Annotated in this window: 26 protein-coding genes; 16 read left to right on the forward strand and 10 right to left on the reverse strand. The window is 46.2% G+C overall.

Annotation, left to right across the window (positions count from 1 at the left end):
- Window positions 1-49 precede the first annotated feature (49 nt).
- Window positions 50-679: a class I SAM-dependent methyltransferase gene (locus EJN92_RS10815; RefSeq protein ID WP_126127833.1), complete on the forward strand. Its 630-nt coding sequence runs from the start codon at window positions 50-52 to the stop codon at window positions 677-679.
- Between the two features lie 2 nt (window positions 680-681).
- On the opposite strand, the gene EJN92_RS10820 is transcribed toward EJN92_RS10815, so the two are convergent.
- Both EJN92_RS10820 and EJN92_RS10825 read right to left on the reverse strand, forming a co-directional pair.
- Window positions 682-1083: a TssQ family T6SS-associated lipoprotein gene (locus tag EJN92_RS10820; RefSeq protein ID WP_126127834.1), complete on the reverse strand. Its 402-nt coding sequence runs from the start codon at window positions 1081-1083 to the stop codon at window positions 682-684.
- Entirely contained in the window at window positions 1067-2611 is a 1545-nt protein-coding gene (locus EJN92_RS10825) for a serine/threonine protein kinase (protein ID WP_157984355.1), read from the reverse strand. The genes EJN92_RS10820 and EJN92_RS10825 overlap by 17 nt, the downstream gene beginning before the upstream one ends.
- A gap of 333 nt (window positions 2612-2944) precedes the next feature.
- Between EJN92_RS10825 and EJN92_RS10830 the strand changes: the two genes are divergently transcribed.
- Entirely contained in the window at window positions 2945-3571 is a 627-nt protein-coding gene (locus EJN92_RS10830; protein WP_157984356.1) for a DUF4124 domain-containing protein, read from the forward strand.
- A gap of 65 nt (window positions 3572-3636) precedes the next feature.
- On the opposite strand, the gene gshA is transcribed toward EJN92_RS10830, so the two are convergent.
- The 5 genes from gshA to EJN92_RS10855 form a co-directional block, all read right to left on the reverse strand.
- The gene (gene gshA / locus EJN92_RS10835; RefSeq protein WP_126127837.1) at window positions 3637-5241 is read right to left on the reverse strand and encodes a glutamate--cysteine ligase; all 1605 of its coding nucleotides are present in this window, start codon (window positions 5239-5241) and stop codon (window positions 3637-3639) included.
- Window positions 5242-5452: 211 nt separating this feature from the next.
- Window positions 5453-6709 carry a tetratricopeptide repeat protein gene (locus tag EJN92_RS10840; RefSeq protein ID WP_126127838.1) on the reverse strand — a complete coding sequence of 419 codons (1257 nt, stop codon included), beginning with the start codon at window positions 6707-6709 and terminating at the stop codon, window positions 5453-5455.
- Window positions 6710-6908: 199 nt separating this feature from the next.
- Complete coding sequence (locus EJN92_RS10845; RefSeq protein WP_126127839.1) at window positions 6909-7772, reverse strand: hydrolase 1, exosortase A system-associated; 864 nt, start codon at window positions 7770-7772, stop codon at window positions 6909-6911.
- The gene (locus EJN92_RS10850; RefSeq protein WP_126127840.1) at window positions 7773-8612 is read right to left on the reverse strand and encodes a hydrolase 2, exosortase A system-associated; all 840 of its coding nucleotides are present in this window, start codon (window positions 8610-8612) and stop codon (window positions 7773-7775) included.
- On the reverse strand, window positions 8612-8860 hold the full coding sequence (locus EJN92_RS10855; protein ID WP_126127841.1) for an acyl carrier protein: 249 nt from the start codon (window positions 8858-8860) through the stop codon (window positions 8612-8614). Before EJN92_RS10855 ends, EJN92_RS10850 begins: the two co-directional genes overlap by 1 nt.
- A 414-nt stretch (window positions 8861-9274) precedes the next feature.
- On the opposite strand from EJN92_RS10855, the gene EJN92_RS10860 reads away from it, so the two are divergent.
- The 7 genes from EJN92_RS10860 (at window position 9275) to EJN92_RS10890 (ending at window position 14476) form a co-directional block, all read left to right on the forward strand.
- A complete protein-coding gene (locus EJN92_RS10860) occupies window positions 9275-9982 on the forward strand; it encodes a hypothetical protein (protein WP_126127842.1) in 708 nt (235 codons plus the stop codon).
- 42 nt (window positions 9983-10024) lie between these two features.
- Window positions 10025-10306, forward strand: coding sequence for an HPr-rel-A system PqqD family peptide chaperone (locus tag EJN92_RS22130; protein WP_170174894.1), 282 nt, complete (start codon window positions 10025-10027; stop codon window positions 10304-10306).
- On the forward strand, window positions 10303-11211 hold the full coding sequence (locus EJN92_RS10870) for an HprK-related kinase A (protein ID WP_126127844.1): 909 nt from the start codon (window positions 10303-10305) through the stop codon (window positions 11209-11211). The genes EJN92_RS22130 and EJN92_RS10870 overlap by 4 nt, the downstream gene beginning before the upstream one ends.
- Before the next feature lie 3 nt (window positions 11212-11214).
- Entirely contained in the window at window positions 11215-12333 is a 1119-nt protein-coding gene (locus EJN92_RS10875; RefSeq protein WP_126127845.1) for a nucleotidyltransferase domain-containing protein, read from the forward strand.
- A 45-nt stretch (window positions 12334-12378) separates the two neighbouring features.
- Window positions 12379-13275, forward strand: a complete 897-nt coding sequence (locus EJN92_RS10880; protein ID WP_126127846.1) for a lytic transglycosylase domain-containing protein — start codon at window positions 12379-12381, stop codon at window positions 13273-13275.
- A 67-nt stretch (window positions 13276-13342) separates the two neighbouring features.
- On the forward strand, window positions 13343-14155 hold the full coding sequence (locus EJN92_RS10885; RefSeq protein WP_126127847.1) for a PEP-CTERM/exosortase system-associated acyltransferase: 813 nt from the start codon (window positions 13343-13345) through the stop codon (window positions 14153-14155).
- 108 nt (window positions 14156-14263) lie between these two features.
- Window positions 14264-14476 carry a SlyX family protein gene (locus EJN92_RS10890; protein ID WP_126127848.1) on the forward strand — a complete coding sequence of 71 codons (213 nt, stop codon included), beginning with the start codon at window positions 14264-14266 and terminating at the stop codon, window positions 14474-14476.
- 21 nt (window positions 14477-14497) lie between these two features.
- Here the strand turns inward: EJN92_RS10890 and EJN92_RS10895 are convergent, their stop codons facing one another.
- The 3 genes from EJN92_RS10895 to EJN92_RS10905 all read right to left on the reverse strand — a co-directional run bounded on the left by EJN92_RS10895 (window position 14498) and on the right by EJN92_RS10905 (window position 17919).
- On the reverse strand, window positions 14498-15352 hold the full coding sequence (locus EJN92_RS10895) for an HDOD domain-containing protein (RefSeq protein ID WP_126127849.1): 855 nt from the start codon (window positions 15350-15352) through the stop codon (window positions 14498-14500).
- A gap of 66 nt (window positions 15353-15418) precedes the next feature.
- The gene (locus EJN92_RS22085; protein ID WP_126127850.1) at window positions 15419-17089 is read right to left on the reverse strand and encodes a methyl-accepting chemotaxis protein; all 1671 of its coding nucleotides are present in this window, start codon (window positions 17087-17089) and stop codon (window positions 15419-15421) included.
- A 368-nt stretch (window positions 17090-17457) separates the two neighbouring features.
- Entirely contained in the window at window positions 17458-17919 is a 462-nt protein-coding gene (locus EJN92_RS10905; protein WP_126127851.1) for a cache domain-containing protein, read from the reverse strand.
- A gap of 182 nt (window positions 17920-18101) precedes the next feature.
- Between EJN92_RS10905 and EJN92_RS10910 the strand changes: the two genes are divergently transcribed.
- The 7 genes from EJN92_RS10910 (at window position 18102) to EJN92_RS10940 (ending at window position 25224) form a co-directional block, all read left to right on the forward strand.
- On the forward strand, window positions 18102-18551 hold the full coding sequence (locus EJN92_RS10910; RefSeq protein WP_126127852.1) for a hypothetical protein: 450 nt from the start codon (window positions 18102-18104) through the stop codon (window positions 18549-18551).
- Window positions 18552-18565: 14 nt separating this feature from the next.
- Entirely contained in the window at window positions 18566-18949 is a 384-nt protein-coding gene (locus EJN92_RS10915; protein WP_126127853.1) for a VOC family protein, read from the forward strand.
- Window positions 18950-19121: 172 nt separating this feature from the next.
- Window positions 19122-20237 (forward strand): alanine dehydrogenase, encoded by a 1116-nt coding sequence (gene ald / locus EJN92_RS10920; RefSeq protein WP_126127854.1) that lies wholly within the window; start codon window positions 19122-19124, stop codon window positions 20235-20237.
- A gap of 222 nt (window positions 20238-20459) precedes the next feature.
- Entirely contained in the window at window positions 20460-20972 is a 513-nt protein-coding gene (locus EJN92_RS10925; protein WP_227869511.1) for a DUF1269 domain-containing protein, read from the forward strand.
- 224 nt (window positions 20973-21196) lie between these two features.
- Window positions 21197-21703, forward strand: a complete 507-nt coding sequence (locus EJN92_RS10930; protein WP_227869512.1) for a 3'-5' exonuclease — start codon at window positions 21197-21199, stop codon at window positions 21701-21703.
- 45 nt (window positions 21704-21748) lie between these two features.
- On the forward strand, window positions 21749-23353 hold the full coding sequence (locus tag EJN92_RS10935; RefSeq protein WP_126127855.1) for a GGDEF domain-containing protein: 1605 nt from the start codon (window positions 21749-21751) through the stop codon (window positions 23351-23353).
- 209 nt (window positions 23354-23562) lie between these two features.
- Window positions 23563-25224 (forward strand): ABC transporter substrate-binding protein, encoded by a 1662-nt coding sequence (locus EJN92_RS10940; RefSeq protein ID WP_227869826.1) that lies wholly within the window; start codon window positions 23563-23565, stop codon window positions 25222-25224.
- Window positions 25225-25375 lie beyond the last annotated feature (151 nt).

Raw genomic sequence — 25375 nt, forward strand, 5'->3', positions numbered from 1 at the left:
CCTCATTTCAAAAAAATTGCGGTCGCACTCAACACGAAAGCCTTAGAGCATGAAATTGAACGAACAAGAGTTAAGTCAATTGAGCGAGCGCACTCTGGCGCACTACGATCAGAATGCCGAAGATTTTTTTATTGGTACGCGTGAGCATGACGTGCGGCAGAATATAACTGCCTTGTTAGAGCAGATACAAAGCGCAGCGCCATTGCGCATCCTCGATGTTGGTTGCGGCCCAGGGCGTGATCTGAAAACCTTCACAGAGTTGGGGCATGTTGCGATAGGTTTGGAAGGCAGTGCGCGCTTTGTGGAAATGGCACGCGCGTATAGCGGCTGCGAAGTCTGGCAACAGGATTTTTTAAACTTGAAGCTGCCGGATACTTACTTTGATGGGATGTTTGCCAATGCGTCTTTGTTTCACATTCCCAGCCTATCATTGCCGAAAGTATTAGGGCAATTACACGCCAGTCTCAAGCCAGATGGTGTGCTATTTAGCTCAAATCCACGCGGGAATAATCAGGAAGGCTGGAATCGTGAGCGCTATGGCGTCTATTATGATTTGGCAACCTGGCGTGAGTATATGCAGGCCGCTGGTTTTATTGAGCTAGCGCATTACTACCGTCCGCCTGGCCTGCCGCTAGAGCAGCAGCCTTGGCTGGCAAGTGTCTGGCGTAAACAAGGCTGAAGCTAGTTTCCCAGCGTCTGTTTATACACCGGACCCCATTGCGGATGGCCGACTTCTTTTTTACTTAAGACAAAACTGGGATCGACTGCGCGCGCTGCAGTAAAGGCGCGTTTGCATTCTTCTAAACGCGAACTGGTACAGTAAATAAAGGCTAGGTATTTGTGCGCCAGCGCCGCGTCTTTGGGGACGGTAAAACCAGCTGCCAAGGATGCACTCAAAGACTTTTCAGCTTCGGCATATTGCGCCTCTTCATATGAGCGAATTCCGGCTAATAATGCTTTTTCTGCTGGACGGGCGGATAAGTCGCTCAGACCGATTTGTGCTTCTGGCGCGACACAGCCAGTGAGTAATATCGATAGCGAGCTAAGCAGAACAGCCGTGCATGTTTTAGAAATGATGGACAACTTTGATTTCTTTTTCAGTGTTGACGTCGATAGTGACCGCATAATTATCGTCTCCATTCTTTATTTCAATTTTGTGTTTGCCTACTGGCAGACTCAATTTATTCAGTGGTGGTGCTACGCCCTTATTTTGTCCGTCTACATAGACTTCACCCCAAGGCGAGACTGCAATCGAGACCGTCCCAATACTGGCCACTATTGCCTCGGGTTTGCTCACCGTGGCAGCCAACTTGGCTTTGTTTTGCTTGGCCAGCAAGGCGGCAGCGGTTTTGGCTTGCGCGGCACTTGTTTTGTTTTCCGGCAGCTCTTGAGCGACGGGGATACTGGCAGCTTCAGGCGCGACCGGCTCAGGTAATTTTGCCAATTCTGGCGGTGGCTCGCTTACGTTCACGGCACTCGCCGTTTGCTCTATGACCGGCACTGCGGCTTGGATTATTTCAGCCGGCTGTTTAGGGGCTTTCAGTGCGACCCAGAGCACAGATCCCAGCACTAGCGCTGCGGCGCCTAGATAGGAGATTTGACGTTGGCTCAGCTTGTTTGGCGATTTGGCATGTCGTTCTTGCGCCAATCCCGCATTTTCTGAGCCGGGTCTAATAAGATCGGATTGTTGTATGCGCGCAATGATGCGCTCGGTTCTTTCTTTTTCCAGATAACGGTTAAGATCACGCGCCATTTCCGCAGCACTCTGATAACGGTCTTCCGGTTTTTTTGCCAAAGCCTTGGCGGCGATGCGTGCCAGCCGCAAAGGTACGTCGGGCTTGATTTCTTGCGGTGGAATAGCTGGCTCATGAATAATCGCACGCAGCAATTCTGGGATATCTTTGCCTTTGAATGGCAACTGGCCGCACAGCAGTTGGTAGAGCACCACACCCAGCGAAAAAATATCGGTACGCGCGTCTACCTCTATGCTTTTGGCCTGCTCCGGTGACATGTAGTTAGGCGTGCCTAGCAGGCGCCGCTCCAGCATATCATCGTAATCAAGCGTGGAATCGGCATCGGCCAATTGACGAGAGGCACTGGCAATCCCGAAATCGAGTACTTTGGGAGCACCCTTCTCGGTAATGAAAATATTAGCAGGTTTGATATCACGATGGATCACGCCATGCTCATGTGCGTAATCGAGGGCATTGGCGATACGGCCAACCAGATCGGCAATATGTCGATAACTGAACTGATGCCCGCTTTTGAGCATGTCACTTAATTCTTTTCCCTCCAAACGCTCCATGACGATAAACAATAAATCCTCAGTTTTGTCAGCGTCATACACCGTCACAATGTTTGGATGATTGAGACGGCCGGCGGCTCTGGCTTCTTGAATAAAGTGTTTTTCAAATAACTGCCGTTGATCTATCGACAGTTGAGGATTAAGAACTTTAATTGCTACCTGGCGTCCTATCAGCGGGTCACGAAACAGGTACACGATACCAACTGAGCCATGTCCGATTTCTGATTCATAGACAAACCTGCCAATACGACCTTTAGGGATCAGCACGGGATTGGATAATGAGGCAAGATGCAGGTCAGATTTCATGGGCGTTAGCATAACCCTGAAACACACAAATTTCCAAATAGGAAAGCATATTTAAGGAAAAAAAATACATAAATAATTGCAAATTGCCGCTATTTGAAACAAAAATGAAGCTGACCGTTTAATATATTTAAAGAGTATGCTCTCGCTGCGATTGCGTATCTCTATAGCCTGGCGATTCCTTGGTGTTAATTACACTATTATTGAGAGTAACGATCGGGTAATATGAAACATTCTGCGTAGTAAAATTTCCTTTATGCCTTTTTCTCAATAACGCATAGGCAGATATTATTTTTCAATCAGAGTTCCTTATCGATGAGGAGGGTAAACAAAAAAATGAAGCTAACAGTAGCAAGTATCGTATCAATTTTCGGCGCGTTTTTTGCCTTAAATCCCTCTTTTGTACACGCAGAATTGTATAGCTGCAAAGATGCGAGCGGCCGCCTTATTACTTCGGATCGGCCGATTCCAGAATGTGCAGAACGTGCAGTCAAAGTGATGAGGAATAACGGCCAGTTTCAAAGAGAAATTCCTGCTCCGCCGACAGAAGAGGAAAAACGCAAGGCGCAAATAGAACAAGAAAAACAAAAAAATGATGCGCGTTTGGAAGAGCTTAAGCAAAAAGAAGAACGTTATTTACAAGCCCATTACAGCAGCGAAAAAGATATAGAGTTGATGCGTAATCGCTCGCTGGATGAGTTACGCGAACGCATACGTTTAGGTAAAGAACAGATGAGCATGGTGACTCAAATTTTGGCGCAACTGCAAGCAGAGCAGCAAAATAATACAAAAAGATCCGCAACTGAAGTTTCAGCTCTTCAACATAGGGCCAGCGAAATGGAGCGTTCGATCAAAAAGACTAAAGGCATCAATGATGCGTATGAAGCGGAGTTAGTGCGTATTAATGCGCAATATGATGAAACTTTAAAACGCTACCGAGAAATAATGAATAAAAAAAGATAAAAGGTCCACGCAGGACCTTTTATTTTTTAGCGCCTGTCATTCAAGACTAAATAAAATTTAGCATTTTATTTGTCGCAACAGATTTGACTGGAAGTGCGGGAGCGATAATCGCTGATGAATTGATCGAAATCACCGATTTGTGAGGCCTCCATATTCTCTTGTTCTAGCAGAGAAGTTTGCGCCAAAGTGTGGAAGTAATCCGCTTCTTGTGCACTTGGGGGGCGCGCTCTGAATTGATCCGCCAGCTGCTTGCTTTGTTTGAGTGCAAAATTTGCGTACGAGCCTCCTTCAGCGCGTATCGCTTCCACTACATGTGCGGATGGCGTTTGTTCAGGATCACGCAATTTTTCAATTTGTCTTTGCATGCTATTCGCATGCACGCTGTCGCCGCGCTGCTGGTCCAATAAGGTGGCAACCGGTGCGAGTTGTTCTAGTAATTCTAAACCCCAGGCTTGCAGACTAATTTCGTCTCCGCCCCGTCGTAATGCTAATCCAGGACGCCGCCCCTGTTTGACCGTTAACGCAAAATTTTCGGTGTTTTCATGGCCTTCAGCATTACTCGTTAAAGGGCTATCATTCAACGCACAAAACAACAGGAAGACATCAAGAAAACGAGAGGTTTCCAGGCTAATGCCTAAGGGCTCGAAGGGATCGACATCCATGCAACGCACTTCTATGTATTGCACACCACGACTACAAAGTGCTTCTACCGGGCGTTCACCGCTACGTATTACGCGTTTTGGTCGTATCGTGGCATAAAATTCGTTTTCTATTTGCAGCACATTCGTATTAATTTGCACCCAATCGCCATTTTTTTTAGTTCCCAGCGCTTCGTAAGGCGGGTAGGCCTGGCGCACTGCGCGTGACAAGCTACTCATGTACTCGAGTAAGGTGTTATACGGCGGCACCAAACCATCTTGAGCATTATTTTGATAGCCCAAGTCACTCATACGCAGACTGGTCGCGTAGGGCAGATACAGGGTGTCGTCAGACATGCTATCGAGTTGGTGCGGGCGGCCACGCAGAAATTCTGTCGATAAGGCAGGTGAGGCACCAAACAAATACATCAATAGCCAGCTATAACGATGAAAATTACGGATCAGAGCGACATAACTCTCTGACTGAAAATCTTGCGCTTCACCAGAAATTTTCTCTTCTATTTGTAATAACTTCCACAGATCTTCGGATAATGAGTAGTTGTAATGGATGCCGGCGATACATTGCATGCTCTTGCCATAACGTAGCGCCAGCCCACGTCGGTACACATGTTTGATCATGCCTATGTGCGAAGTGCCATACCAGGCGATAGGTATCTCCGCTTCTGGCGGCAAACGACAAGGCATGGATTGGCTCCATAGCATCTGCTCGCCCAATTCCGTATAGGCAAATCGATGAATTGCATCCAATTTTTCCAGCGCTATCGCGATATCTGGCTCGGCGGGCGTTATAAATTCTAGCAAGGATTCTGAGTAATCCGTGGTGATCAATGGATTGGTTAGCGCAGAACCGAGCGCACGTGGATGCGCCGTAGTATTCAATCTCCCGTCACCATTCACACGCAAGGTCTCGCGTTCTATGCCGCGCAGGCCTTTAGATAGCAACGGACGATGGGCTGGGCTGGCTAGTAGTGCGAGTCGGCGTTTTAATAGGTCGCTTACTGGTTTGTTCAAGGGGAATCCTCAGTGGTTTGCGATTTTTGCCACGAAGAGTGTGGACAATTTCACGCAAGGATAGCCGAAAAATGAAAATCGGATTGGCAACGGCCAAAGTCGTCAATGGCACAGCTTGGCATTCTAGGTAAAACTTGTCGTCTTTTTTACGCTAGCATCAAGAAAAAAGGAGCGCATGTAGCGCCCCTTCATTGTATAGATCAAATATGACTTACTCTTTACGGACGAATAGCCATAATTTTCCTAAATCGGCGCTGCCATCAGTCGCTTTAAGACTCTTCATCACTTCAGTGGCCTTCGCTCTGTTTCCTGCTTGCAGATACGCCATACCTAAGTGAAGTTTGGCTTCTTCTGGCGCCTTCAAGCCACCTTTTGCTATTCCTTGCTCAATCAACTCTATGCCTTTTTCTGCTTGCCCTAGTGTCACATAGTTGTAGCCCATATTCACCATGCCGATACCATTTTTCGCCGCCTTAGCCGCGGTTTCACCTGCATCCAGCGTTTTAGCATCGTCCGTTGCTTGCTTGTTCACTTTGTCGCGCATTTGCTTATGTTTTGCAGCATCTTTACCCACACCCAGCATATTCGCCGCGTAGCCAGCATCGGTGATTTTCTTTGCTTCAGTTGGTAAGCCCGCTAGCAACGCCAGTTCTGTCATTTCTACGTATTGTGCAGCTTCTTCCATATTATCGGTTGTCAGCATCAGACGATACCAATCTAGACGCAGGCGATCAGAAAATCCTGGCTTGTTTGGCAGTCTATACAGCAGATCGCCCCAATATTCTTTCTTCGGATAATATTCAACCATGCGCTCAAGTACCGAGGCATAGCCCACATTATCTTTCAGTTTTAAATAGCAGCTGATTAGCAAATGCAGTTTTTCGTGAGTTGGCACGCGATTGGCCAGCGCGTCTTCCTGCAATTGTTTATTCAGTTCTGAAATCGCAGCTGCAAAATCATTCTGTAAGTACATGGTGCGCGCCAACAGGTCACGCATCGCGACACTGTCCTTATTCAAGGCTAAGGCACGCATAGTCCATTGCTTGGATTGCTCATACTTTTTTTCGTTGTAAAACGTGCCAGCCATGCCTTCGGTATACTTAATTTTATCAGCGGCAGTAATAAAATCACTATTAATCATGCTGTCAAAAGCCTTGGCCAGCATCTCATTGTCGCCCATGCTAGAAGCGATTACGGCACGCATGCGGGCAATCGCGAATAGCTCGTAAGGCGTTTTCTTTTCAAAGGCCTCAATTGCTTCGAGTTTACTTAATGCTTGAGGGTAGTCTTTGTTCGTGATTAAGGTTTGAATTTCAGCAAATGGCTTTCCCATTTCTGCACGTACTGATTCCTGCTTGGCGGTCGCGGCTGGCGGGGTTTCTGCCATGGCTAAACTCGACGTTAGGGCAAGCGTAGCAGTACCAATAGCAAGCAGTAATGCTAAGGCGATAGGTGTTTTTTTTATCATGGTAATAATAAATGAGTGAACCGTTACTGAAATGGATGAATCTACCAGGAGCTTTAGATTTTTGATCAATTACTCAAACGGTAATTCTTCCCCTTTTTTAAGCCGGCTATTATAGCCGAGCCTGCTTAGAAAATCGGTGTCGCGCTTTATGTCCATTGAATTCTACTAAACTCACCAGTTGCTAGAGCGGAATCTGAATCTACTCAGATTTGCACCAAGCGATAGTCCATGCGCCAATTTTCTCGCGCCAATTGCGTTGCGAAAACGTATGGTTGGCAGCTTCCAATGTTAGGCAAGTTACGCGTGCCGCCGACATCAGTTTCTTCCATTCGGGGGAGGAACTACTTAAATCAGAAAATTCTTGTGCAGTGAGATCATTGGTGCAGAGAATACACAACACTCTTCCCTTAAATTGCCGTAAATCTTGTAGCAATTTATTTGGGAGGGGGGCGCCTGATTCTTGTTTGCTTGGCGTATCGATTTCCACATTTTTCCGATTGGCCACTAGCTTTAGCACTTGATGTCCTAGAGAGCCCAATGCTGAAATTGGATTAAATTGGCCAGTTACCATTTTCTTCCAAAATGAGAATTCAAGTAAACGTTGCAGGTAGTAATGTTTGAGGTAGGCTTTGGCCATTCCTTGCTCGGTTCTAACCCAGGGATTGACTAAGACCACACCACTAACGCGCGGATCTTGATGAGAATAATGCAGCGAAGCGGTAGCAGCATCGCATAAGCCCCATAACACGACCTCCTGCAATTGTTGTTCTTGCTGAAAAAAACAATCAAGTGCAGCGCGTATATCTTCATCGATTTGGGTAAAGTCTCGCTGCATCCCCTCACTATCGCCCATACCCCGATAATCAAAGCGCAGGACGGGAATACCTTGTCCAGCCAATTGCCTTGCCAACAAGGTAAATTGCCTATGGCTGCCAATTCTATATTGTGGTCCACCGACGACGAATAGTACGCCACGTCTGATGGCTTGTTGTGGCTTGCTGAGTATGCCAGTGAGTCTTGCGCCCTGACAATAAAAAGTAAGTGCAATATCCTCGTATTGCATTTATCGGTCCCCTTGCAAGAACACTTGCACCGTACTCGCGATAAGTTCCGGATTGTTTTCTATCTCTTGGCTTGCCCAAAATTCAGCGCCAGGAATTTGTATTAGACGTACTTCAACTTTTTGCTGAGCCCATGAATCGATGACTTGTTTCTTTGCTGGTGAAATTTCCACTCCAGCAGTGGGCTGAAGCTCTAGCCAATCTACACGAAATTCCAAAGGTAAATAGTCAGCAATTTTTTGCGCATCAATAGCTGCAGCCAATTGGGGGGGGAGTTCATATCCGCCAATTTCTATCACTTCGCCAGCCAAAAGCGCGTTGCGGATCGCCTGAGTGCCGCTAGTCATGTCCTGTTTTCCGCTCAGCATATCACTGGCTAAACGTAGCCTTAAAAATTGATTAAGTAATTGGCGACCGTTAATTGCGGGTTGCCATAGGACGAGCTGGTCAATCGGATATTTATCGATTTTTAAAAAATCTAAGGCAAGTAATGCGCCTAAACGCAGACCTAATAAACTGATGGGTAACTGTGTACGTTGGCTCAGGTACATATAGGCAGCAGCCAAGTCTTGCCGCCAACTTTCCCAACTGCTGTCTCGCAACTCGCCATGACTATCGCCACAACCATCCAAATCGACTAGCAATACAGCGTATCCATGTGATGCCAAAGTGCGCGCCAAGGTGCTTAGCATGTGCCTAGACTTATTCATCTCTTCTGCAAACGGCGGCACCAATAGAATTGCCCTGCGCGCTGTTTTCGCATTTTCCATACTATGGTAGACACAAAATCGTTTGCCTAAATTGGTCTCTAGGAAAAATGATTCGATCAACACAATAGCCATTAAATGAGCTTACTATCAACAAAAGTGCTGAGCGTACCTAGTGTTTCAAACACCTGCCCATTGATTTCATCATCCTCAACATCAAATCCAAAGTGCTCTTCAAGTCGGCTAATGAGACTGATTACTGCGATTGAGTCTAGCTCTGCGTAGGCACCTAATAAATGGGATTCTGCGTTCATAGCCTGCCCAGTTATACCAAGATTAAGTACATCGATAAGGATGCGTTTTACTGTATCAATAGAATTCATAGATTCGTTAGGTTTGATGGGGGCGTGTTTTGGGTCTAATCTAAGGTAAGCCAGTTACTTGATATTAGTGACATAATAAACTTGGGTTAATAATGTACGTATTTTGACGTGGAACGGTGTTTTTTTTATTTTGTAGGATAAAAAAAAGCATTTTTTTTAAAATAGCGTGTCGATATTTTTTACATTAGCCAAATTATTTCTATTGAAAATAATTAAATTATATATAAATCAAAGACTTATGAGTTTGGCATAAATATTGCTTTTATTTATATTTGTAAAGGCCGGAATATTTTTCTGATATCAAAATAATCTCTGCATAATATTGGCAGAAATTCATGATACAGTTTACTCCAATGCTGCAATAAAGGACTATTTTGCGTTTTACTGGTCTGCATATATATTTGAGGTGAGTTCATGAGTGAAATTGAAAAACAAACAGAGGCAAGCAATAATGCAGCGGATACGCTGGTTGCTCCTGCCATGGCTGTTGCCTCAAGCTCCAGACGCAGATTAATCAAGTTGGGTACGACTGCCGCCCCTATAGTCGCCACCTTGGTCAGTAAACCTGCGCTTGCCTGGCATTGCAAAAGCCCTTCGGCATGGGGTTCAGAAATTTTGAATCCAAAAACTAGTTTGGCTACCAATGCAGGCCATCAGTCTTACCCAGATGAGACATGGTATATTTCAAATTGGTGCAATAACACCGCAAGAAGCTCAACTGGGAATGCGAGTCCTCCTTGGACTGCCTTGAGAACAAAATACACGACGCTGAAAAACAACGCGCCTAGCAATAAGACTACGAAAACTTCTTTCGATTACACTTTATGTACTATTGCTGAATTGCAAGCTGCTGTGGCTGGTTTAAAAGTGGCCGGAGCGAGTCCTTCTGCGACCGTTAAATCGGTGCTAACGTCCGGGTCAGATCTGCAAAAATCAACGATAGTTGCGCAGCTCAATTATTTGATACTTTCTCCTTTGCTCAAAAATCAAATGGAAAAGTGTCTGCCTTCTAGTGCGTTGCAACAAATGGCTACGGGCAGTTATAGCCCTGCAGGATCCGGTCAGACATGGGATGCTGCAAAAATCAAAAAATTTCTATATGATAACTATATGGCACGTTAGTTCTTGTCGCATATTATAAAAAAAAATCCACCACTTTCCCCTTTGTGGTCACTCGCTTCTCCAGCTCAGCTTTGTATTCGAGTATGGGAGGACGATGAGACCGCTGTTGTGTATGATGCTAGATCAGGCGATACTCATTTGATCGAGCCGCTTGGTCTCGCAATCTTGTCTTTATTGAGAGACGAGCCGCACAACATTGCATCCATAAACTTACAACTTACCTCCTTGTATGCACCGGAGGATCACGTATCAATCTTTGATCTCATCCCTACAGTTTTGCGAGATATGCATGATGTCGGGCTTATTGTCGAGATCCCCGCTTGAAAGTATCTACTCTTACTCATCCAGAGCTCGCAGTTTTATTAAAACGCGGCGAACTGTTGTTGCCCTTGGGTCCATTTGTCACCCGCATTAAAACAAATGTGCCAGCACTTATTGAAAATATCGCCCTAATGTATGCTGACTTTGAGCTGGTTTCGAAGGATGCATTTGCTGATTTTCACGTCGAAATAAAATTTGAAGCTGGATTTCGACGCTGGGTAAAACCCCAAGCTCGATTCTTTTTTGACGGACGCCCATCTTTCACAGCGTTACCGGTTGAGCAAGCACCTGCAATGTTGGAGTGGGGACTTAACTGGTGTATTGCGGCGCATAGTCATCAATTTCTTATCATTCATGCGGCAGTGATTGAGAAAGCCGGGAAGGCCATAGTCTTGCCCGCGCCACCAGGATCAGGAAAAAGCACCTTATGCGCCGGTCTAGTAATGCGCGGTTGGCGTTTGCTTTCTGATGAGCTAGCGCTCTACGATATGAGCTCAGGTAAAATTTACGGTATGGCGCGGCCAATTAATTTAAAAAATCGCTCTATCGAGATCATTCAGCAGTACGCACCAGATGCCGTACTCACGACGTCCATGTCAGATACCACCAAAGGGACCGTTGCTCTAGTCCGCCCGCCCGCCAATAGTGTTACTCGTGCAGCAGAAGCAGTTATGCCAGGGTGGATCATTCTGCCCAAGTATTTAGATGGTGCAGATGCCGAGTTAACATCCTGTAGTCGTGCACATACCTTTATGTTGATAGCTGAGCAATCGTTCAATTACGATATTCAGGGGCGACGAGGTTTTGATGCAATTGGCGATTTAGTGGAACGGTCGCAATGCTATCGATTTTCCTATAGCAATTTGGACGATGCGAACCGCTTGTTTTCAGATTTGCTTGAGAGATAGAAAATGGAGCGCCAGCGAAATTTGATTACGTCTGTCTTATTGCATCCTCAGATGTTGCACGACTTAACTATGCTCGATTGGGATCTGTTAATACGTCAAGGTAGAAGTGCAAATCTTTTGGGCCGTTTAGCGCATAGACTGGAGCAAGATGGCTTGCTCGAGCGCGTTCCTGAAGCTGTGCGTTTTCATTTATCCTCGGCATTGCAGATGGCGAATCGACAGGAAATAGCCCTGCGTTGGGAAGTTGAGTGTATTCGACTTGCATTAATTGAAACAGAAACTAAAATCATATTATTAAAGGGCGCTGCTTATGTCATGGCTGGGCTAAATGTCGCATGTGGTCGTACTTTTTCAGATGTCGATATTTTGGTTCCTAAAAGTAAATTAGGTCATGTAGAAAGCGAGTTGATGATACACGGATGGCAAGGAGGGCATCACGATGAGTATGATCAACGTTATTATCGTCAGTGGATGCATGAATTACCCCCAATGCGTCATATCATACGTGGCACGACTATCGATGTTCATCACACCATTTTGCCTGAAACAGCGCGTGTAAAGATCAAGACCGATGCGCTCTTTGAATCAAAAACGATATTGCCAGGACAGACAAATTTATATGTTTTTCAAGCCACTGACATGTTGCTGCACAGTGCTACGCATTTATTTCATGAAGGTGATTTTGAAAAAGGCCTGAGAGATTTATTCGATTTGGACAGTCTATTCCGACAATTTTCTGGTGATCCTTGCTTTTGGCCGCAATTAGTACCGAGGGCGATAGAGTTGGGTTTGACGCGACCATTATTTTATGCGCTGCGATATTCTGAGATGATATTGGAAACACCTATCCCATCAGAGGTTCAAGCTGCCGCTAAAATAGGCTCGCCAGCTTTTCTGACGCTTTTGTTAATGGATAATTGCTACCAACGAGCCTTAGAGCCAGTACACCAAAGCACTTTCACCTTGAAAATTTGGGTAGCAAGATTTGTATTGTATGTGCGCTCACATTGGATACGTATGCCATTTCAATTATTGGCATATCATTTGGGGCGTAAAGTTTTTAAGCGAGCGTCTGTTAAAGAAGAAGAAAAACCAAGCACAGGACTAGAACTTAAAATGTAATTGAGTCGGTGCGAATTAGCTGTTTTATGTAATGGGATATATAAAATGGATATTTTTTTTCACTGCATAAAGCGCAATTCGTGGATATGGTTTTTTGTCGCGCAACAGTTTTTTCTGTTAGAAGTTTGGGCGTTCCAAGAGTCTAATGTACAGAATTCATCTGAAGAGTTAACTGAATTAGCACGCCGATACGAAAATGCAGAAGGCGTTTCCAGAGACTATCAAAGGGCATTCGATTTGTATTGTCAGGCCGCGAAAGCAGGCTGGCCCGAAGCGCAATATGCTTTGGCGTGGATGTATGCAAATGCCCGCGGACTCGCTCGTAACGATCAAGCAGCGCAGCAATTATTTCAACTTGCTGCCGAGCAGGGTCATCGCCAATCTATGGAGTTGATTCGAGGTATTGAGCGAAATGACGTCAATGCACTCCCCTCCTGTCTTTTTTTCGAAGAGATAGTTCCAACTACCAACCACAAGGCAATTTCAAAATATGAATACCCTCAAGGTAAAGTAAGTGAATTGGTCAGTAGATTGGCTCCGCGTTATGCGATAGATCCTGCTCTGGCAATGGCGATAATTTCTGTTGAATCGCATTTTAATGAGCGCGCAGTCTCCTCAAAAAATGCCCAAGGTCTAATGCAACTGATGCCCGATACCGCTGAGCGTTTCGGTGTTAAAGACGCATTTAATCCAGAACAAAATATTAAAGGCGGTTTGGCCTATTTGCGGTGGTTGTTAGCTTTTTTTCGCGGTAACGTATCGCTGGTTGCTGCCGCCTATAATTCGGGAGAGCGCACGGTTGAAAAATATCATGGTGTCCCGCCTTATCAAGAAACTATAGATTACGTTCAAAAAGTGATCAACCTCTATCAAAAAACCACACATCCGTTTTTACGAAATATCGTTTCCCCTCCGTTTTTTCTCACTAGTAAAAAATTGTAACCCCGCAATTCCCCATTCAAAAATCATAGCTGGAATGGTCTAATCACACTTTTAGTAAGGTGGTCTTATGTGGATAAACGTGTTGCTAGGAAAGCGAGATTTACTTACTCCTTATTTTAAGTTTAAAAAGGAGTTGCGCGGAAATCTGACGTCAGTGTTGTTAGAGAATATATTCCGGCTTCGATATGAAGTGTACTGTCTGGAGTGTCAATTTCTTGCGATCGATGATTTTAAAAATGAACAGGAAAGCGATGAGTATGATGATTGCTCTACGCATTTCGCAGCTTTCACTTTAGATGACACTATCATTGCTACTGTTCGGTTGGTGCAACCGAGCTCCGAGCAAAACTATCCGTTTGAAAATCACTGTGCAGTGTTTGATACCTATCTTATGCCCCCCAGAGATATGACAGGTGAAGTGTCGCGATTGATCGTAAAGAAAAGCCATCGACGTAGGCAAGGTGATTCCATGCAAGGTGTAACTCGTGAATTTCGTGAGAAAGGAAAAGTATCGGCGATAAAACCGCATCACGGAGGACGTAAACGCGATGGTGATAGCCCTATGCTTTTGCTAGGTTTGTATAGAGAAATGTATCGTTACAGTAAAGAACATGGAATACGTTGGTGGTATGCAGCGATGGAAAATTCGGTTGCCCGCTCGCTAGGGAAAATCGGATTTGAGTTCCTGCCGATTGGGCCACAAACTGACTACTATGGACCGGTCACACCCTATGTTGTGAACGTCGACGAAGTTCACCACCGACTACAGTTAGAGAATAAACTTTTAGCCGCTTGGTTCAACGATGAACGCATACCTTTTCCCGTATTGATAGGAAGTTGGGTCGATCAGTTTTTACGTCGGTTTAGAAGTAAGAAATGAGCATCTAGGGAATTCGCTTACTTGAGTTAAAATTCCTGGCCTAATATTCCGGCAATAATGCAAATACAGAGATGTTAGTTTTGGCCGATATCGGCAGAAAATAAATATATGACTACAGAAGAACGTTTGATAGACCTGGAAATTAAAATTACGCGGCAAGACGATTTATTGGATACGCTTAACACCTTGGTGTATAGACAGCAGGAAAAAATTTCGGAACTCGAAGCCCTGTGTTTGGCTCTAGCAACGCGTATGCGTGAATTAGCGGTGTCCGCCAATCAAAGGGGCGTAACGCTTGATGAGCGACCTCCCCACTATTAGCCTAGCCGTATACAGTCCGTGTTACATGAGCAATGCGGCGGTGAGTGAACGTACCTCTTCGTTTGACTCCGCCGTAATCTCATTTAAAGTAGTATCGCCAACGAAAAAATCAATTTCAGATGTGCTTTGGTCTATCACTGCTTGTGTTCTCGTGTCCAAAGGAGAAACTACGCTGGCAAGGTCATTAGCGACCATCAAGATATCGCCAAGTGACTCTGCTGGTAGTACTAGCAAACCATTCCATAAATTTTCTACTGCTTTGATAACGACTGCTGGCACCATCAATTTTTTAAGTACGGCTCGACCTATGATCGCCTCAGATGACTCTTCAATTTCCTCAGTATTATCTGATCCGTTATTCGCTGTGTCGAGTAGCGTGGGGAACTCGTGCGCTCGAGATAGTAAATAGAAGCCTGCCACTTCATGGACGATGCCTGCAAACATAGCGGTTTCATAATCGACATGGCTGATTTTTTTTGCAATGACATGCGCCAATGCTGCTACGTTTGCCGAGTGTTCCCATAATTGATTGGCTTTGATACGTAGTTGAGGGTCTGTGATGGCCAGACTTAGCTGTCGAATCACCACGGAAATAACGATAGAACGCAGGGTCGTAAAACCCAGGATAGTGACTGCTGTTTTCACATTGGTCACACCACCACCAAATCGGGAATATGCAACAGAATTGGCGATCGCCACCAATCTCGCCGCCAGTAAGGGTTCTGTGATCACCAAATTTGCTGCGGTTTCTATGCCGCAATCAGGGTCATCTAAAGCTTCTTGAATTTTAATTGAGGCGTTGACGTTGGTCGGGAAGACGAGTTCGCCCTGCCTGATTTGTTCTATGATGTGCTTGAGTGCCTGACCGCGATTCATGTTGACGTCCTCTTTCTAGCTTAAAGACCTAATTGAACCTTTGCAACAACATCACCAGCCCGATATTCAGTTATCTGATTTCATTATATGCATTAAACGACCAGCTCGCGCAATCAGTGAAGAATCATCTTTGGCCATTTCGCTAGCGGCGATGGATTTAGCTGGACGCACAAGTCTGGCTACGCCAGCGTTCTGCTCAAGTTTAAAGGCGGAAACTGTTCTAGCCAAAGCCGCGGCTTGCTCCTCCATGCTTTCGGCGGCGGCGGCGGCTTGCTCGACCAATGCCGCATTTTGCTGGGTCATTTCATCCATTTGGGTGATCGCCCGATTAACCTCTTCTATTCCGGCGCTTTGCTCTTGCCCAGCCGCAGTGATTTCACTCATGATGTCGGCTACATGTTTGACCGAACTGACAATATCTTCCATGGTCTTACCGGCAGCATCCACCATTTTTGCGCCCGCATCGACTTTTTCTACCGAGTCGCCGATCAAGGTCTTGATTTCTTTCGCTGCGCTGGCGCTACGTTGAGCTAAATTACGCACCTCGGAGGCGACCACCGCAAAGCCGCGGCCTTGTTCTCCAGCTCGAGCCGCCTCAACCGCTGCATTCAAGGCCAGAATATTCGTTTGAAAAGCAATCCCATCAATCACCGAAATAATATCGACAATTTTTCGTGAACTATCCTTGATTGAATTCATGGTATGTACTACCTGACCAACTTCGCGACCTCCTTTCACGGCAAAATCAGAGGCAGATATGACCAAAGTATTGGCTTGTCTGGCATTGTCGGCATTGTGTTTAACAGTGGCGGTAATTTCTTCCATGGAACTAGCGGTTTCTTCCAGAGCACCCGCCTGAGTCTCGGTGCGCGAGGATAAATCTGAGTTGCCCGCAGAAATTTCGCCTGAAGCTGTGGCGATCGCGTCTGTTCCAACTCTGACCTCACTGACGATGCGATGCAAGTTATCGTTCATCTCTTTTAGAGCATTGATTAATTCGCTGATTTCATCTGAGCCATTGGCGCCTTCGTGAAATGCCAACTCACCTGCCGCCACGCGTTGTGCGATCCCCAGCGCATCGCGTAGAGGCGTCGTGATGCTGCGTGTCATGAAGACTGAAAACGCTGCTCCTATGAGCAACATAACCGCACAAATTGAAAACAAGATCATAGTTAAATGTTTGCCGCGTAGCTCGGTGTCTGCGGCTAAATCCTGCGCTGATTTCGCTTGTAGTTCAACTAGCTTATTAATTTCTAGTACGGCTTTTTGCTGCAATGGGTCAATTTTTGTGGCGATAACTTTGACGGCTTCCTCGCTATTAAATTCCAATATCATTTTATAGGCCTCTTTATTCGGGGCCTCAGTTTCAGCGTCAAGTTGGTTAATGCTCGCGATCAGAGTTTTTTCTTGTTCTGAGACACCGCTAGCGATTAGTTTGTCGCGTGCTTCAACAAAGCGGGCGCGATGAGTTTTGGAGATCAGTTTGAGCTTATCGATTTCACCTACGTCGCTTTGTAGGCCAATATTACGCAAGGCAATGCCACCTTCGAGTAGACTGCTTTTCATGTTGGCCGCGAGCGCAGATTTAGTATTTGAGAGTTCGAGTCCTGCAATCATCTGACGGCGATTGTTAGCGCTAAAAAAACTATCTGCTGCTAGCAACACAATGAGCATCGTGAGAATGACGCCAAAGCCTACCGCGAGGCGCGTTCCTATACGCAGATTACGTAAGTTCATACAGATTCTCCGACAAAAATTGATCATAATCAGATGTGGCTAAAGGCAAGAAAATAGCAACAAATGATGCATTTTGATAATAACAGTAGCAGAAATTGAGCAGGATAAAATCTGGAATCTAGTGCTTAATTAAAAAGATACTTTGGAACTGTGAATGTCTATCCATACTAGAAAAAATATTCAACCATAATATGACAAAATTGCCCGTGTGCACAGAACAGAAAAAGACATTGCTCGTTGCTTGGCCTGCGCCCGCTGTTCTTGGCGTATTTCAACTGTCGTCTAACTAGTATCAATGATTTGCCAGGTTCTCACCGCGTGCTGGCACATGTTATCTGGAGCAGTATCGTACGATTCCCGACAAAAAATCACTTATAGATGCCGCAGCCGACGATCACGTTTTCATATTTTTCTATATACATGGACTTTTGTTCTATCTGTTTCGAGACAGGATTGAGGAACTTGTAATCTTGCCAGGCGTTGCCACTTTTTTTCGCTAGTTCTATGCGTTCTTTGATAAAGTGCTTTCCATCAACGTCGGTCAATTCCATCATGTCCTTGCCGACCATCTTGGGGTTGATATGCGCTAGATTCTGGCCCGTGATGCTATACACCACTGTATATAGATCTTTCTCCTTGTATTGTCCATCGCGCTTATTGATTTCAGTGATAGTATTTTCAATGCCATTTTTTTTCATTGCAGCAATGGTTTTTTGTACCATCGCCTTGGCCTCTGCCGCACTACCGTGATCTTCTGCTGCAGTTGCTACAGAAACACAAAGCAACACAGAAAAAGTAATAGCCTGCCAACTAGTTTGTTGTGTGAACATGGTGCCCCCTTTTTTATTTCACAAACACAATGTTTGTCTTACCTTAGCATAGTAGAGACATCGATTTTTACCAGAATAAATATATGTTTTTCCTTAATGCTCGCTCGATAAATATTAATTTAGTATATTTTTTTACATGTAAAATGCGTGCGATAAGCAGATATTTTTAAGAGGAATTTTCTATGTTCCGAATACAGTCATTTCTATTATGTGCAGCAATGATCGCCCAGGATACCGGCGGAGGCGGGGACGCCCATGCACAGAACTCGCTCGCATTGCCAGATGCTGTCGCGTCCTCATATGTACTAACACTTCAGGCAGCGAGCACTCTGCGACTAGCTCAAGAGTCCTTAAGTTTACGTCTATTAGATTTTAAAGATTCACGCTGTCCACCTGGTGTGCAATGCATGTGGGCTGGGCAGGCAACGGTGACGATTTTGTTGACGCAAACTGGCGAGCCATCAGTGACATTAGTGATTGCTACCCCGGCACCTAAAGATTTACCAGGTGGCGCTAGCTTTAACGGCTTTCGATTTAGTTTGCAAGCACTGGAGCCATCACCTACGGTCAAGGGGGCAATTAGTCTGGATCAGGTTAGGGCCACTGTTTTGATTGAAAAAATACAAAAGTAAGGAATAGAATTTTTATGAAATTTGCCTACACCATTATCTATGTGCCGGACGTCGCCGCTTCACTCGCATTTTTTGAGAATGCTTTTGGTTTTTCTCCTCGCTTTCTGCACGAATCGGGGATGTATGGGGAGCTAGAAACAGGTGCGACTACCCTCGCGTTTGCGGCACACGCCATGGGCGAAATGAATTTTCCTGCTGGCCACCTTGCCGCCCATGAAACGAGCAAACCATTAGGGATGGAAGTTGCTTTTGTTACCGATGATGTAAGGTTTGCGCATGCCCAGGCCTTACATGCCGGGGCCGTTGAACTTGCGCCGCCAGTCGAAAAACCTTGGGGGCAAATAGTCTCTTACCTGCGTTGCCCGGATGGCAGTCTGGTCGAATTATGTACCCCATGAGCGCATAATTTTAACTTTTCTTGTTTGTAATTTTGAGAGTAATTTCATAGATTTTTGGGACGAAATCGTGGCAAATTGAAATGGGTTTCATCCTTGGTGTAGTGAAAGTTGCATTTATTTTGAATTGAACAATAAGCCGAGTGCATTTTTCTTGGCAAAAAAGGAGATTGAAATGATAGTTGGCCTGCCAAAGGAAGTGAAAAACCATGAATATCGTGTTGGATTAACCCCTTCTAGTGTGCGCGAATTGAGCACACGCGGACATCAGGTATTGGTGCAGAAAAATGCTGGTGCCGAAATCGGTTTATCTGATGCTCAATATGTGGCAGCTGGTGCAATTTTGCTCGACACTGCGCAAGAAATTTTTGCCCGCTCAGAAATGATCGTAAAAGTCAAAGAGCCGCAACCGGCTGAGTGCGCCATGCTTAGGGACGGGCAAATTCTCTACACTTACTTACATCTGGCACCGGATCCTGAACAAACCGCTGCTTTAGTCAAATCGGGAGCAGTTTGTATCGCTTACGAAACTATTACTGGCAGTAACGGTGGCTTGCCCCTGTTGGCACCTATGAGTGAAGTCGCGGGACGCATGGCTATTCAGGCTGGCGCTGCGCATTTAGAAAAATCCAAAGGTGGTATGGGCTTGCTATTGGGCGGCGTGCCAGGGGTTGCTCCAGGTCACGTGGTGATTATCGGTGCCGGGGTGGTGGGAAGTAATGCCATGCAAATGGCGATCGGTGCTGGAGCAAGAGTAACCATACTCGATAAAAGTGTCGATAGGTTGCGGCAACTTGATCTCATTTATGGCAATCGTATCAGCACCTTGTACTCAAACGTACAATCGATAGAGGAATCGGTATTGTCGGCTGATTTGGTGATAGGCGGTGTTTTGGTACCTGGTGCTGCAGCGCCAAAATTGGTGAGCCGGGATTTAATTTCAAGAATGAAAAAGGGAGCCGTGGTGGTTGATGTTGCGATTGACCAAGGTGGATGTTTTGCAACCTCCCATGCCACAACTCACGCTGAACCCACTTTTATCCTCGATGGCGTAGTGCATTACTGCGTCGCCAATATGCCTGGAGCAGTCGCGCGTACTTCGACCTTTGCGCTCAATAATGCCACCATAGGACATGCGGTGGCGCTTGCCGATAAAGGTTGGCAAGCTGCCATGCGTGAAGATGCGCACCTCAAAAATGGTCTCAATGTTTGCCAGGGTAAGCTTACCTACCAAGCGGTGGCGGAAGCGCTAGGTTATGCGTATGTGAGCCCCGATGCCTTACTGAACTAGTTTTACGCTAGCGTATTTTCTTTAAAAATTTACTGTTCACTAGCGCTAGCTGACATTGATTTTTTGTGGAAATTCACTACAATTTAAAGACTAGGTTTTGCATACTTTATCGTTATTTCAAGTCTAGAATAATGATATCCGTAGTCTATCTTCTGACTTCGTACCGGTCACCATGGTTAATTGCACGGCCTCTCGGGTACGTGATTAACCATGGAGTTCATCATGAGACGGAGATTGTATTTCATGCTGCCGGATATTCCCCACGCCAGAGCGATGTTGGATGAGTTATTGCTGGCACGTGTAGAAGAGCGACACATGCATTTTTGTGCCAAAGAAGGAACACTGCCAGCCGATATGCCGGAGGCAAATTTTCTTCAGCAAACCGATATTATTCATGGGATAGGAATCGGCTCTATCATCGGGGCAGTTTCTGGAATGATCGCTGGTGCCCTATTAATGATGTTCCCGCCCGAAGGCATGGAGTTACGGGTCGCCGCATTATTAGTTGCTGCTTTATGCGGGGCGATTTTTGGATCTTGGGCGTCGGGTATGGCAGCTGCAGCAATTCCTAGTTCCAGACTGGCACCATTTCGAGATGCGATCAAAGCCGGTCAGGTTTTATTAATTATTGATTTACCCTTGCGTCGCGTTGCTGAGATCGAAGAATTGATCTTGCAACGGCACCCTGAAGTTAATTTTGGTGGAATGGAGCCTCACATACCTGTGTTTCCGTGAAAATGAAGAAGAGGTATTCGGATAGGGCGCCCAAATTTGGCGCCCTTCTTTTTTGTATCCGCTCACCAGGCGTTTTTCACGAATTTGCAACGCTCTGTTTGCTTTCCAGACTATCGCTTGGCCTTACCCCCACAACGAACTGATTACAACTTGCATTGTTGGGGAAATAAGGCACAATGGAAACTCGAGAGCCTTCCCCCTAATCCAACGCCTTGAGGTTTGTGATGATGACTGTGCCTATCATTATTGATTTCGAAGCCTCAGGCTTTGGCAAAGGTAGTTATCCCATAGAAGTCGGATTTTCAGGGCGTCACGGTGAGGGCTGGTGCGCATTGATACGGCCGCAAGATGATTGGCATCACTGGGATCATGAGGCCGCCAGAATCCATCATATTCCCCGCGAAATATTAGTCGAACGTGGCAAATCTGCCGTCTACGTGGCCGAGCAACTCAATTTTTTACTTAAGGGCTACACCGTGTACACCGACGGCTGGGGTCAGGATTACGTCTGGATGGCGCGCTTATTTGACGCTGCCAATATGGTGCCACGTTTTAAATTAGCGGATCTGCGCGAAATTATCACCGAACAACAAAAATCCAATTGGCATGTGACCAAAGAAAACGTCTTGAAAGAATTGGGCATTGCCAGGCATAGAGCCAGTAGCGACGCCAGAGTCTTGCAACTAACCTGGTTGCGAACCTATGATGCCGGGCGCCAATTGGACTCATAAATTGACTTCAGCGGCCGCCCGCATCCTTAAATACCTCTTTCTACTATGAGCAGCGAAATCGACTGGACTCACTCAATCACGCAAGTGGATACCTTAATCGATAGCCAACCTTTGGAGGCTAGCGAGCGTTTGCTAGCATTGATCAAGCGCGCAAAACTGATAAACGATGCGGCCGTCTTGGGGGATCTTTACTGTAAATTGGGAAATTGTAGGATCGCCCTACACGATCCTATTGGCATACGCGATTTTGAAACCGCATTAGCTTATGCCGAAGAATCTGGCGACCTATATTTGAAGGTAAACGTACTGCATGGCTTAGCACGCAGCTTCATTACTTTTGGCGACACCCACACGGCCTTGCAATATTGTGAAATGGCTATCGAACTAGGGCGCAGTCTGGATGATAAATGCATGTTCGCCCAAGTCCTGATGACCTTGGGCCTGATCTTTGCCGCCACCCAACAATTTGAACGTAGTCTAACGATTTATGCCGAAGCCGCCACGCTGTGTAGAAATAATGCCGACCAAATTGGTTTAGCACGTGCGCTCAATAATTGGTCAGATGCGCTCACGATTTTCTATGAATTTTCTAGAGATAATGGGCTGGAGCCCGAGATCCAAAGTCTAGATCTGGCGGTTTCCTATGGTCGTCAAGCCTTGGCCTTGGCTGAAGAGTGCAAATTATTCCGCTTCCAGTTACTTGCCATAGAAACGCTAGCGCATGCCATGGAAGTGCGCGGTATGTTTGCGGTGGCATTGGAAGAGCTAGAACTAGGCATGAGCAAGTTGGCGGGGCATGGTTTTATTAAAGAAGAATTGGATATACAGGTACGTTTGGGCGCCCTGGAATTGCAGCTTAAGCTATCCATCCCAGCTATAAGCCGACTTAGCAAGGCTTATGAATTGGCGCTGCAACTGGGGAATTACCCGCATCTGGCAGATCTCTTAAGGATACTATCGACCGCACACGAAGCGGTCGGGGATTTCGCTGCTGCCTTAGGCGTTCATAAAGAGTTTCACTTGGTGACTTTAAAGTCGCGTGATCAACGCGCGCAAATTAGCGCGCAAATTTTTGCGGCCAAGCTCGATTTAGAAAAACTGCAAAGGGAGAGTGAAAGTCATAAGTCCCGAGTCAATCAATTAGAAAACTATAACCGCAGCTTAAATGTGCAAGTCAGAGAGGATAGCCTGACCGGCTTACCCAATCGCCGCGCGCTGGATGAGCATCTGGAAAAATTGGCGGTCACGCATATTGGTATTATTACTTTCGCCCTGATCGATATTGATTACTTTAAACGTGTTAATGATACATTTTCGCATCTGATAGGCGATGAAGTGCTGCGCCATTTTGGTAAGTTGTTTCGATCTTGTCTGCGCTCTGGCGATATGGCTGCACGTATCGGTGGCGAAGAATTTGCCTTGGTACTTGATCGTGCGCGCGGTAGCCGTTCTATCGATGTGTGCGAACGCCTACGCAAAGCCATACAAAGCTACGACTGGAATGTGCTGGCACCGAATTTACATGTCACAGCGAGTTTTGGGATTACCCATGTGCAAGCCAGTGACGATCTGAAAAGCATGATGACGCGGGCAGATGGTGCGCTTTATCGAGCCAAACAAAATGGACGTAACCGCATAGAAAAAGCCTGAAAAATCCAGGTCGAAGCGGGCCGCAAGTTTTGCCAAGCTTGCTAGAATTTTTAGATCACAATAAAATGAAAATAAGACTGAACGCGAGTTTTTTTCTCGCTCGGCTCACGCGACGCAGCACTGTATGCGTCTGCTTGAATCTGAGCTTAGGTTTGAACTTAGGTTTGAGCTTAATTTTTACCCTATGCACCAATGCGGCGTGGGCTGATATGCCTGCGGCTGAGCGTTGGGTGAATACCGAATTCCAAGCTTCATCGCTGAATAAAAAACAGCAGATCGAAGAACTGAAGTGGTTTATCAGCGCCGCAGATAAATTACGCAAGCAGGGAGTTAAACAGATACATGTGGTATCCGAGACTCTCGATACGCATGACTACGAATCCCGTGTGCTGGCACTGGCCTTCGAAGAAATTACCGGGATTAAAGTCAAGCATGATCTGATACAGGAAGGTGATCTGGTCGAGCAATTGCAGAACGCACTGCAAACCGGTAAATCGCCCTATGATGGCTGGATCAGTGATTCCGATTTGATCGGTACCCATTATCGCTACGGACAAACGGTGATTTTGAGCGACTACATGCAAGGTGTAGGCAAAGAGTTTACCAATCCCGGCCTAGATTTGAAGGATTTTATCGGTCTCAGTTTTACCACCGCACCTGATGGGAAATTGTATCAATTACCCGATCAGCAATTCGCCAATTTATATTGGTTCCGCGCCGATTGGTTTGAGCGTGCCGATTTTAAGGCGCGTTTTTTGGCCAAATATGGCTACCCGCTGGGAGTGCCGCAAAACTGGTCTGCCTACGAAGATATTGCCGATTTTTTTACCAATGATGTCAAACAGATCGATGGAAAAAAAGTCTATGGACACATGGATTACGGCAAAAAAGACCCCTCTTTAGGCTGGCGTTTTACCGATGCCTGGTTGTCGATGGCGGGCGCGGCCGACAAGGGGATACCGAATGGCTTGCCGGTCGATGAATGGGGCATCCGTATTGCCGCCGATAAATGCACACCGGTCGGTGCTTCGGTGGCGCGCGGCGGGGCTACCAATTCTCCGGCCGCGGTGTTCGCACTGAGTAAATATTTAGACTGGATGAAGTTATACGCACCTCCGAGTGCCTTACAAATGAACTTTAGTGAGGCAGGCCCGGTGCCGGCGCAAGGTCAGATTGCGCAGCAAATTTTTTGGTATAGCGCCTTTACGGCCAGCGCAACCAAAGCTGGTCTGGCGGCAGTGGACAGCAATGGCAAGCCCAAATGGCGTATGGCACCGTCACCGCATGGGCCTTACTGGAAAGAGGGTATGCAAAACGGCTATCAAGACGTGGGCGCGTGGACTTATCTAAAGAGTACCCCACCGACACAAATGGCGGCGGCCTGGTTGTACGGGCAATTCCTCACTTCAAAAACCGTGTCACTCAAAAAATCCATCGTCGGCCTGACCTTCATCCGTAACTCGGATATTCGTCACCCTTATTTCACCGAACATGCGGATGAATTCGGCGGCTTGATCGAGTTTTACCGTAGCCCGGCAAGGGTGGCGTGGACACCGACCGGTACCAATGTACCGCATTACCCGCGCATGGCGGCGCTGTGGTGGAAAAATGTCGCGCTGGCATTGGCTGGAGAAAAAACACCCCAAGCGGCGATGGATAATTTGGCATTACAAATGGATCAAATTATGCTCGATCTGCAAGCCTCAGGCATGCGCCTATGCGCGCCTAAACTCAATCCGCTGGCTAACCCGGCCAAGTATTTATCGGATAAAGGTGCGCCCTGGAAGAAAATCGCCAATGAAAAACCTAAAGGTGAGACCATTGCTTATGAGAAGCTACTGCAGGCATGGCGAGAAGGGCGGGTCAAGTGATGAAGTGGCCCAGAGCTTCCGTACATTCGGATTTGGCGGCTGTGACGATTGCGGCGATTTTTACCTATACTCCACTTTATTTTTAATATTTACAGCCGTTTGCCCACATATCTATTGCGCAGTGTAAAAGTACTGGGTGGGGGTATATATT

This window comes from Undibacterium parvum (genome assembly GCF_003955735.1).
GTDB classification, from domain to species: domain Bacteria; phylum Pseudomonadota; class Gammaproteobacteria; order Burkholderiales; family Burkholderiaceae_D; genus Undibacterium; species Undibacterium parvum.

What these genes read in the sequence shown, in the direction of transcription:
- EJN92_RS10815 (WP_126127833.1), top strand. Translation starts at nt 50, where the DNA reads ATGAAATTGAACGAACAAGAGTTAAGTCAATTGAGCGAGCGCACTCTG.
- EJN92_RS10825 (WP_157984355.1), bottom strand. Translation starts at nt 2,611, where the DNA reads ATGAAATCTGACCTGCATCTTGCCTCATTATCCAATCCCGTGCTGATC.
- EJN92_RS10830 (WP_157984356.1), top strand. Translation starts at nt 2,945, where the DNA reads ATGAAGCTAACAGTAGCAAGTATCGTATCAATTTTCGGCGCGTTTTTT.
- EJN92_RS10840 (WP_126127838.1), bottom strand. Translation starts at nt 6,709, where the DNA reads ATGATAAAAAAAACACCTATCGCCTTAGCATTACTGCTTGCTATTGGT.
- EJN92_RS10845 (WP_126127839.1), bottom strand. Translation starts at nt 7,772, where the DNA reads ATGCAATACGAGGATATTGCACTTACTTTTTATTGTCAGGGCGCAAGA.
- EJN92_RS10850 (WP_126127840.1), bottom strand. Translation starts at nt 8,612, where the DNA reads ATGGCTATTGTGTTGATCGAATCATTTTTCCTAGAGACCAATTTAGGC.
- EJN92_RS10855 (WP_126127841.1), bottom strand. Translation starts at nt 8,860, where the DNA reads ATGAATTCTATTGATACAGTAAAACGCATCCTTATCGATGTACTTAAT.
- EJN92_RS10860 (WP_126127842.1), top strand. Translation starts at nt 9,275, where the DNA reads ATGAGTGAAATTGAAAAACAAACAGAGGCAAGCAATAATGCAGCGGAT.
- EJN92_RS10875 (WP_126127845.1), top strand. Translation starts at nt 11,215, where the DNA reads ATGGAGCGCCAGCGAAATTTGATTACGTCTGTCTTATTGCATCCTCAG.
- EJN92_RS10880 (WP_126127846.1), top strand. Translation starts at nt 12,379, where the DNA reads ATGGATATTTTTTTTCACTGCATAAAGCGCAATTCGTGGATATGGTTT.
- EJN92_RS10885 (WP_126127847.1), top strand. Translation starts at nt 13,343, where the DNA reads ATGTGGATAAACGTGTTGCTAGGAAAGCGAGATTTACTTACTCCTTAT.
- EJN92_RS10890 (WP_126127848.1), top strand. Translation starts at nt 14,264, where the DNA reads ATGACTACAGAAGAACGTTTGATAGACCTGGAAATTAAAATTACGCGG.
- EJN92_RS10895 (WP_126127849.1), bottom strand. Translation starts at nt 15,352, where the DNA reads ATGAATCGCGGTCAGGCACTCAAGCACATCATAGAACAAATCAGGCAG.
- EJN92_RS22085 (WP_126127850.1), bottom strand. Translation starts at nt 17,089, where the DNA reads ATGAACTTACGTAATCTGCGTATAGGAACGCGCCTCGCGGTAGGCTTT.
- EJN92_RS10905 (WP_126127851.1), bottom strand. Translation starts at nt 17,919, where the DNA reads ATGTTCACACAACAAACTAGTTGGCAGGCTATTACTTTTTCTGTGTTG.
- EJN92_RS10910 (WP_126127852.1), top strand. Translation starts at nt 18,102, where the DNA reads ATGTTCCGAATACAGTCATTTCTATTATGTGCAGCAATGATCGCCCAG.
- EJN92_RS10915 (WP_126127853.1), top strand. Translation starts at nt 18,566, where the DNA reads ATGAAATTTGCCTACACCATTATCTATGTGCCGGACGTCGCCGCTTCA.
- ald (WP_126127854.1), top strand. Translation starts at nt 19,122, where the DNA reads ATGATAGTTGGCCTGCCAAAGGAAGTGAAAAACCATGAATATCGTGTT.
- EJN92_RS10925 (WP_227869511.1), top strand. Translation starts at nt 20,460, where the DNA reads ATGAGACGGAGATTGTATTTCATGCTGCCGGATATTCCCCACGCCAGA.
- EJN92_RS10930 (WP_227869512.1), top strand. Translation starts at nt 21,197, where the DNA reads ATGATGACTGTGCCTATCATTATTGATTTCGAAGCCTCAGGCTTTGGC.
- EJN92_RS10935 (WP_126127855.1), top strand. Translation starts at nt 21,749, where the DNA reads ATGAGCAGCGAAATCGACTGGACTCACTCAATCACGCAAGTGGATACC.
- EJN92_RS10940 (WP_227869826.1), top strand. Translation starts at nt 23,563, where the DNA reads ATGCCTGCGGCTGAGCGTTGGGTGAATACCGAATTCCAAGCTTCATCG.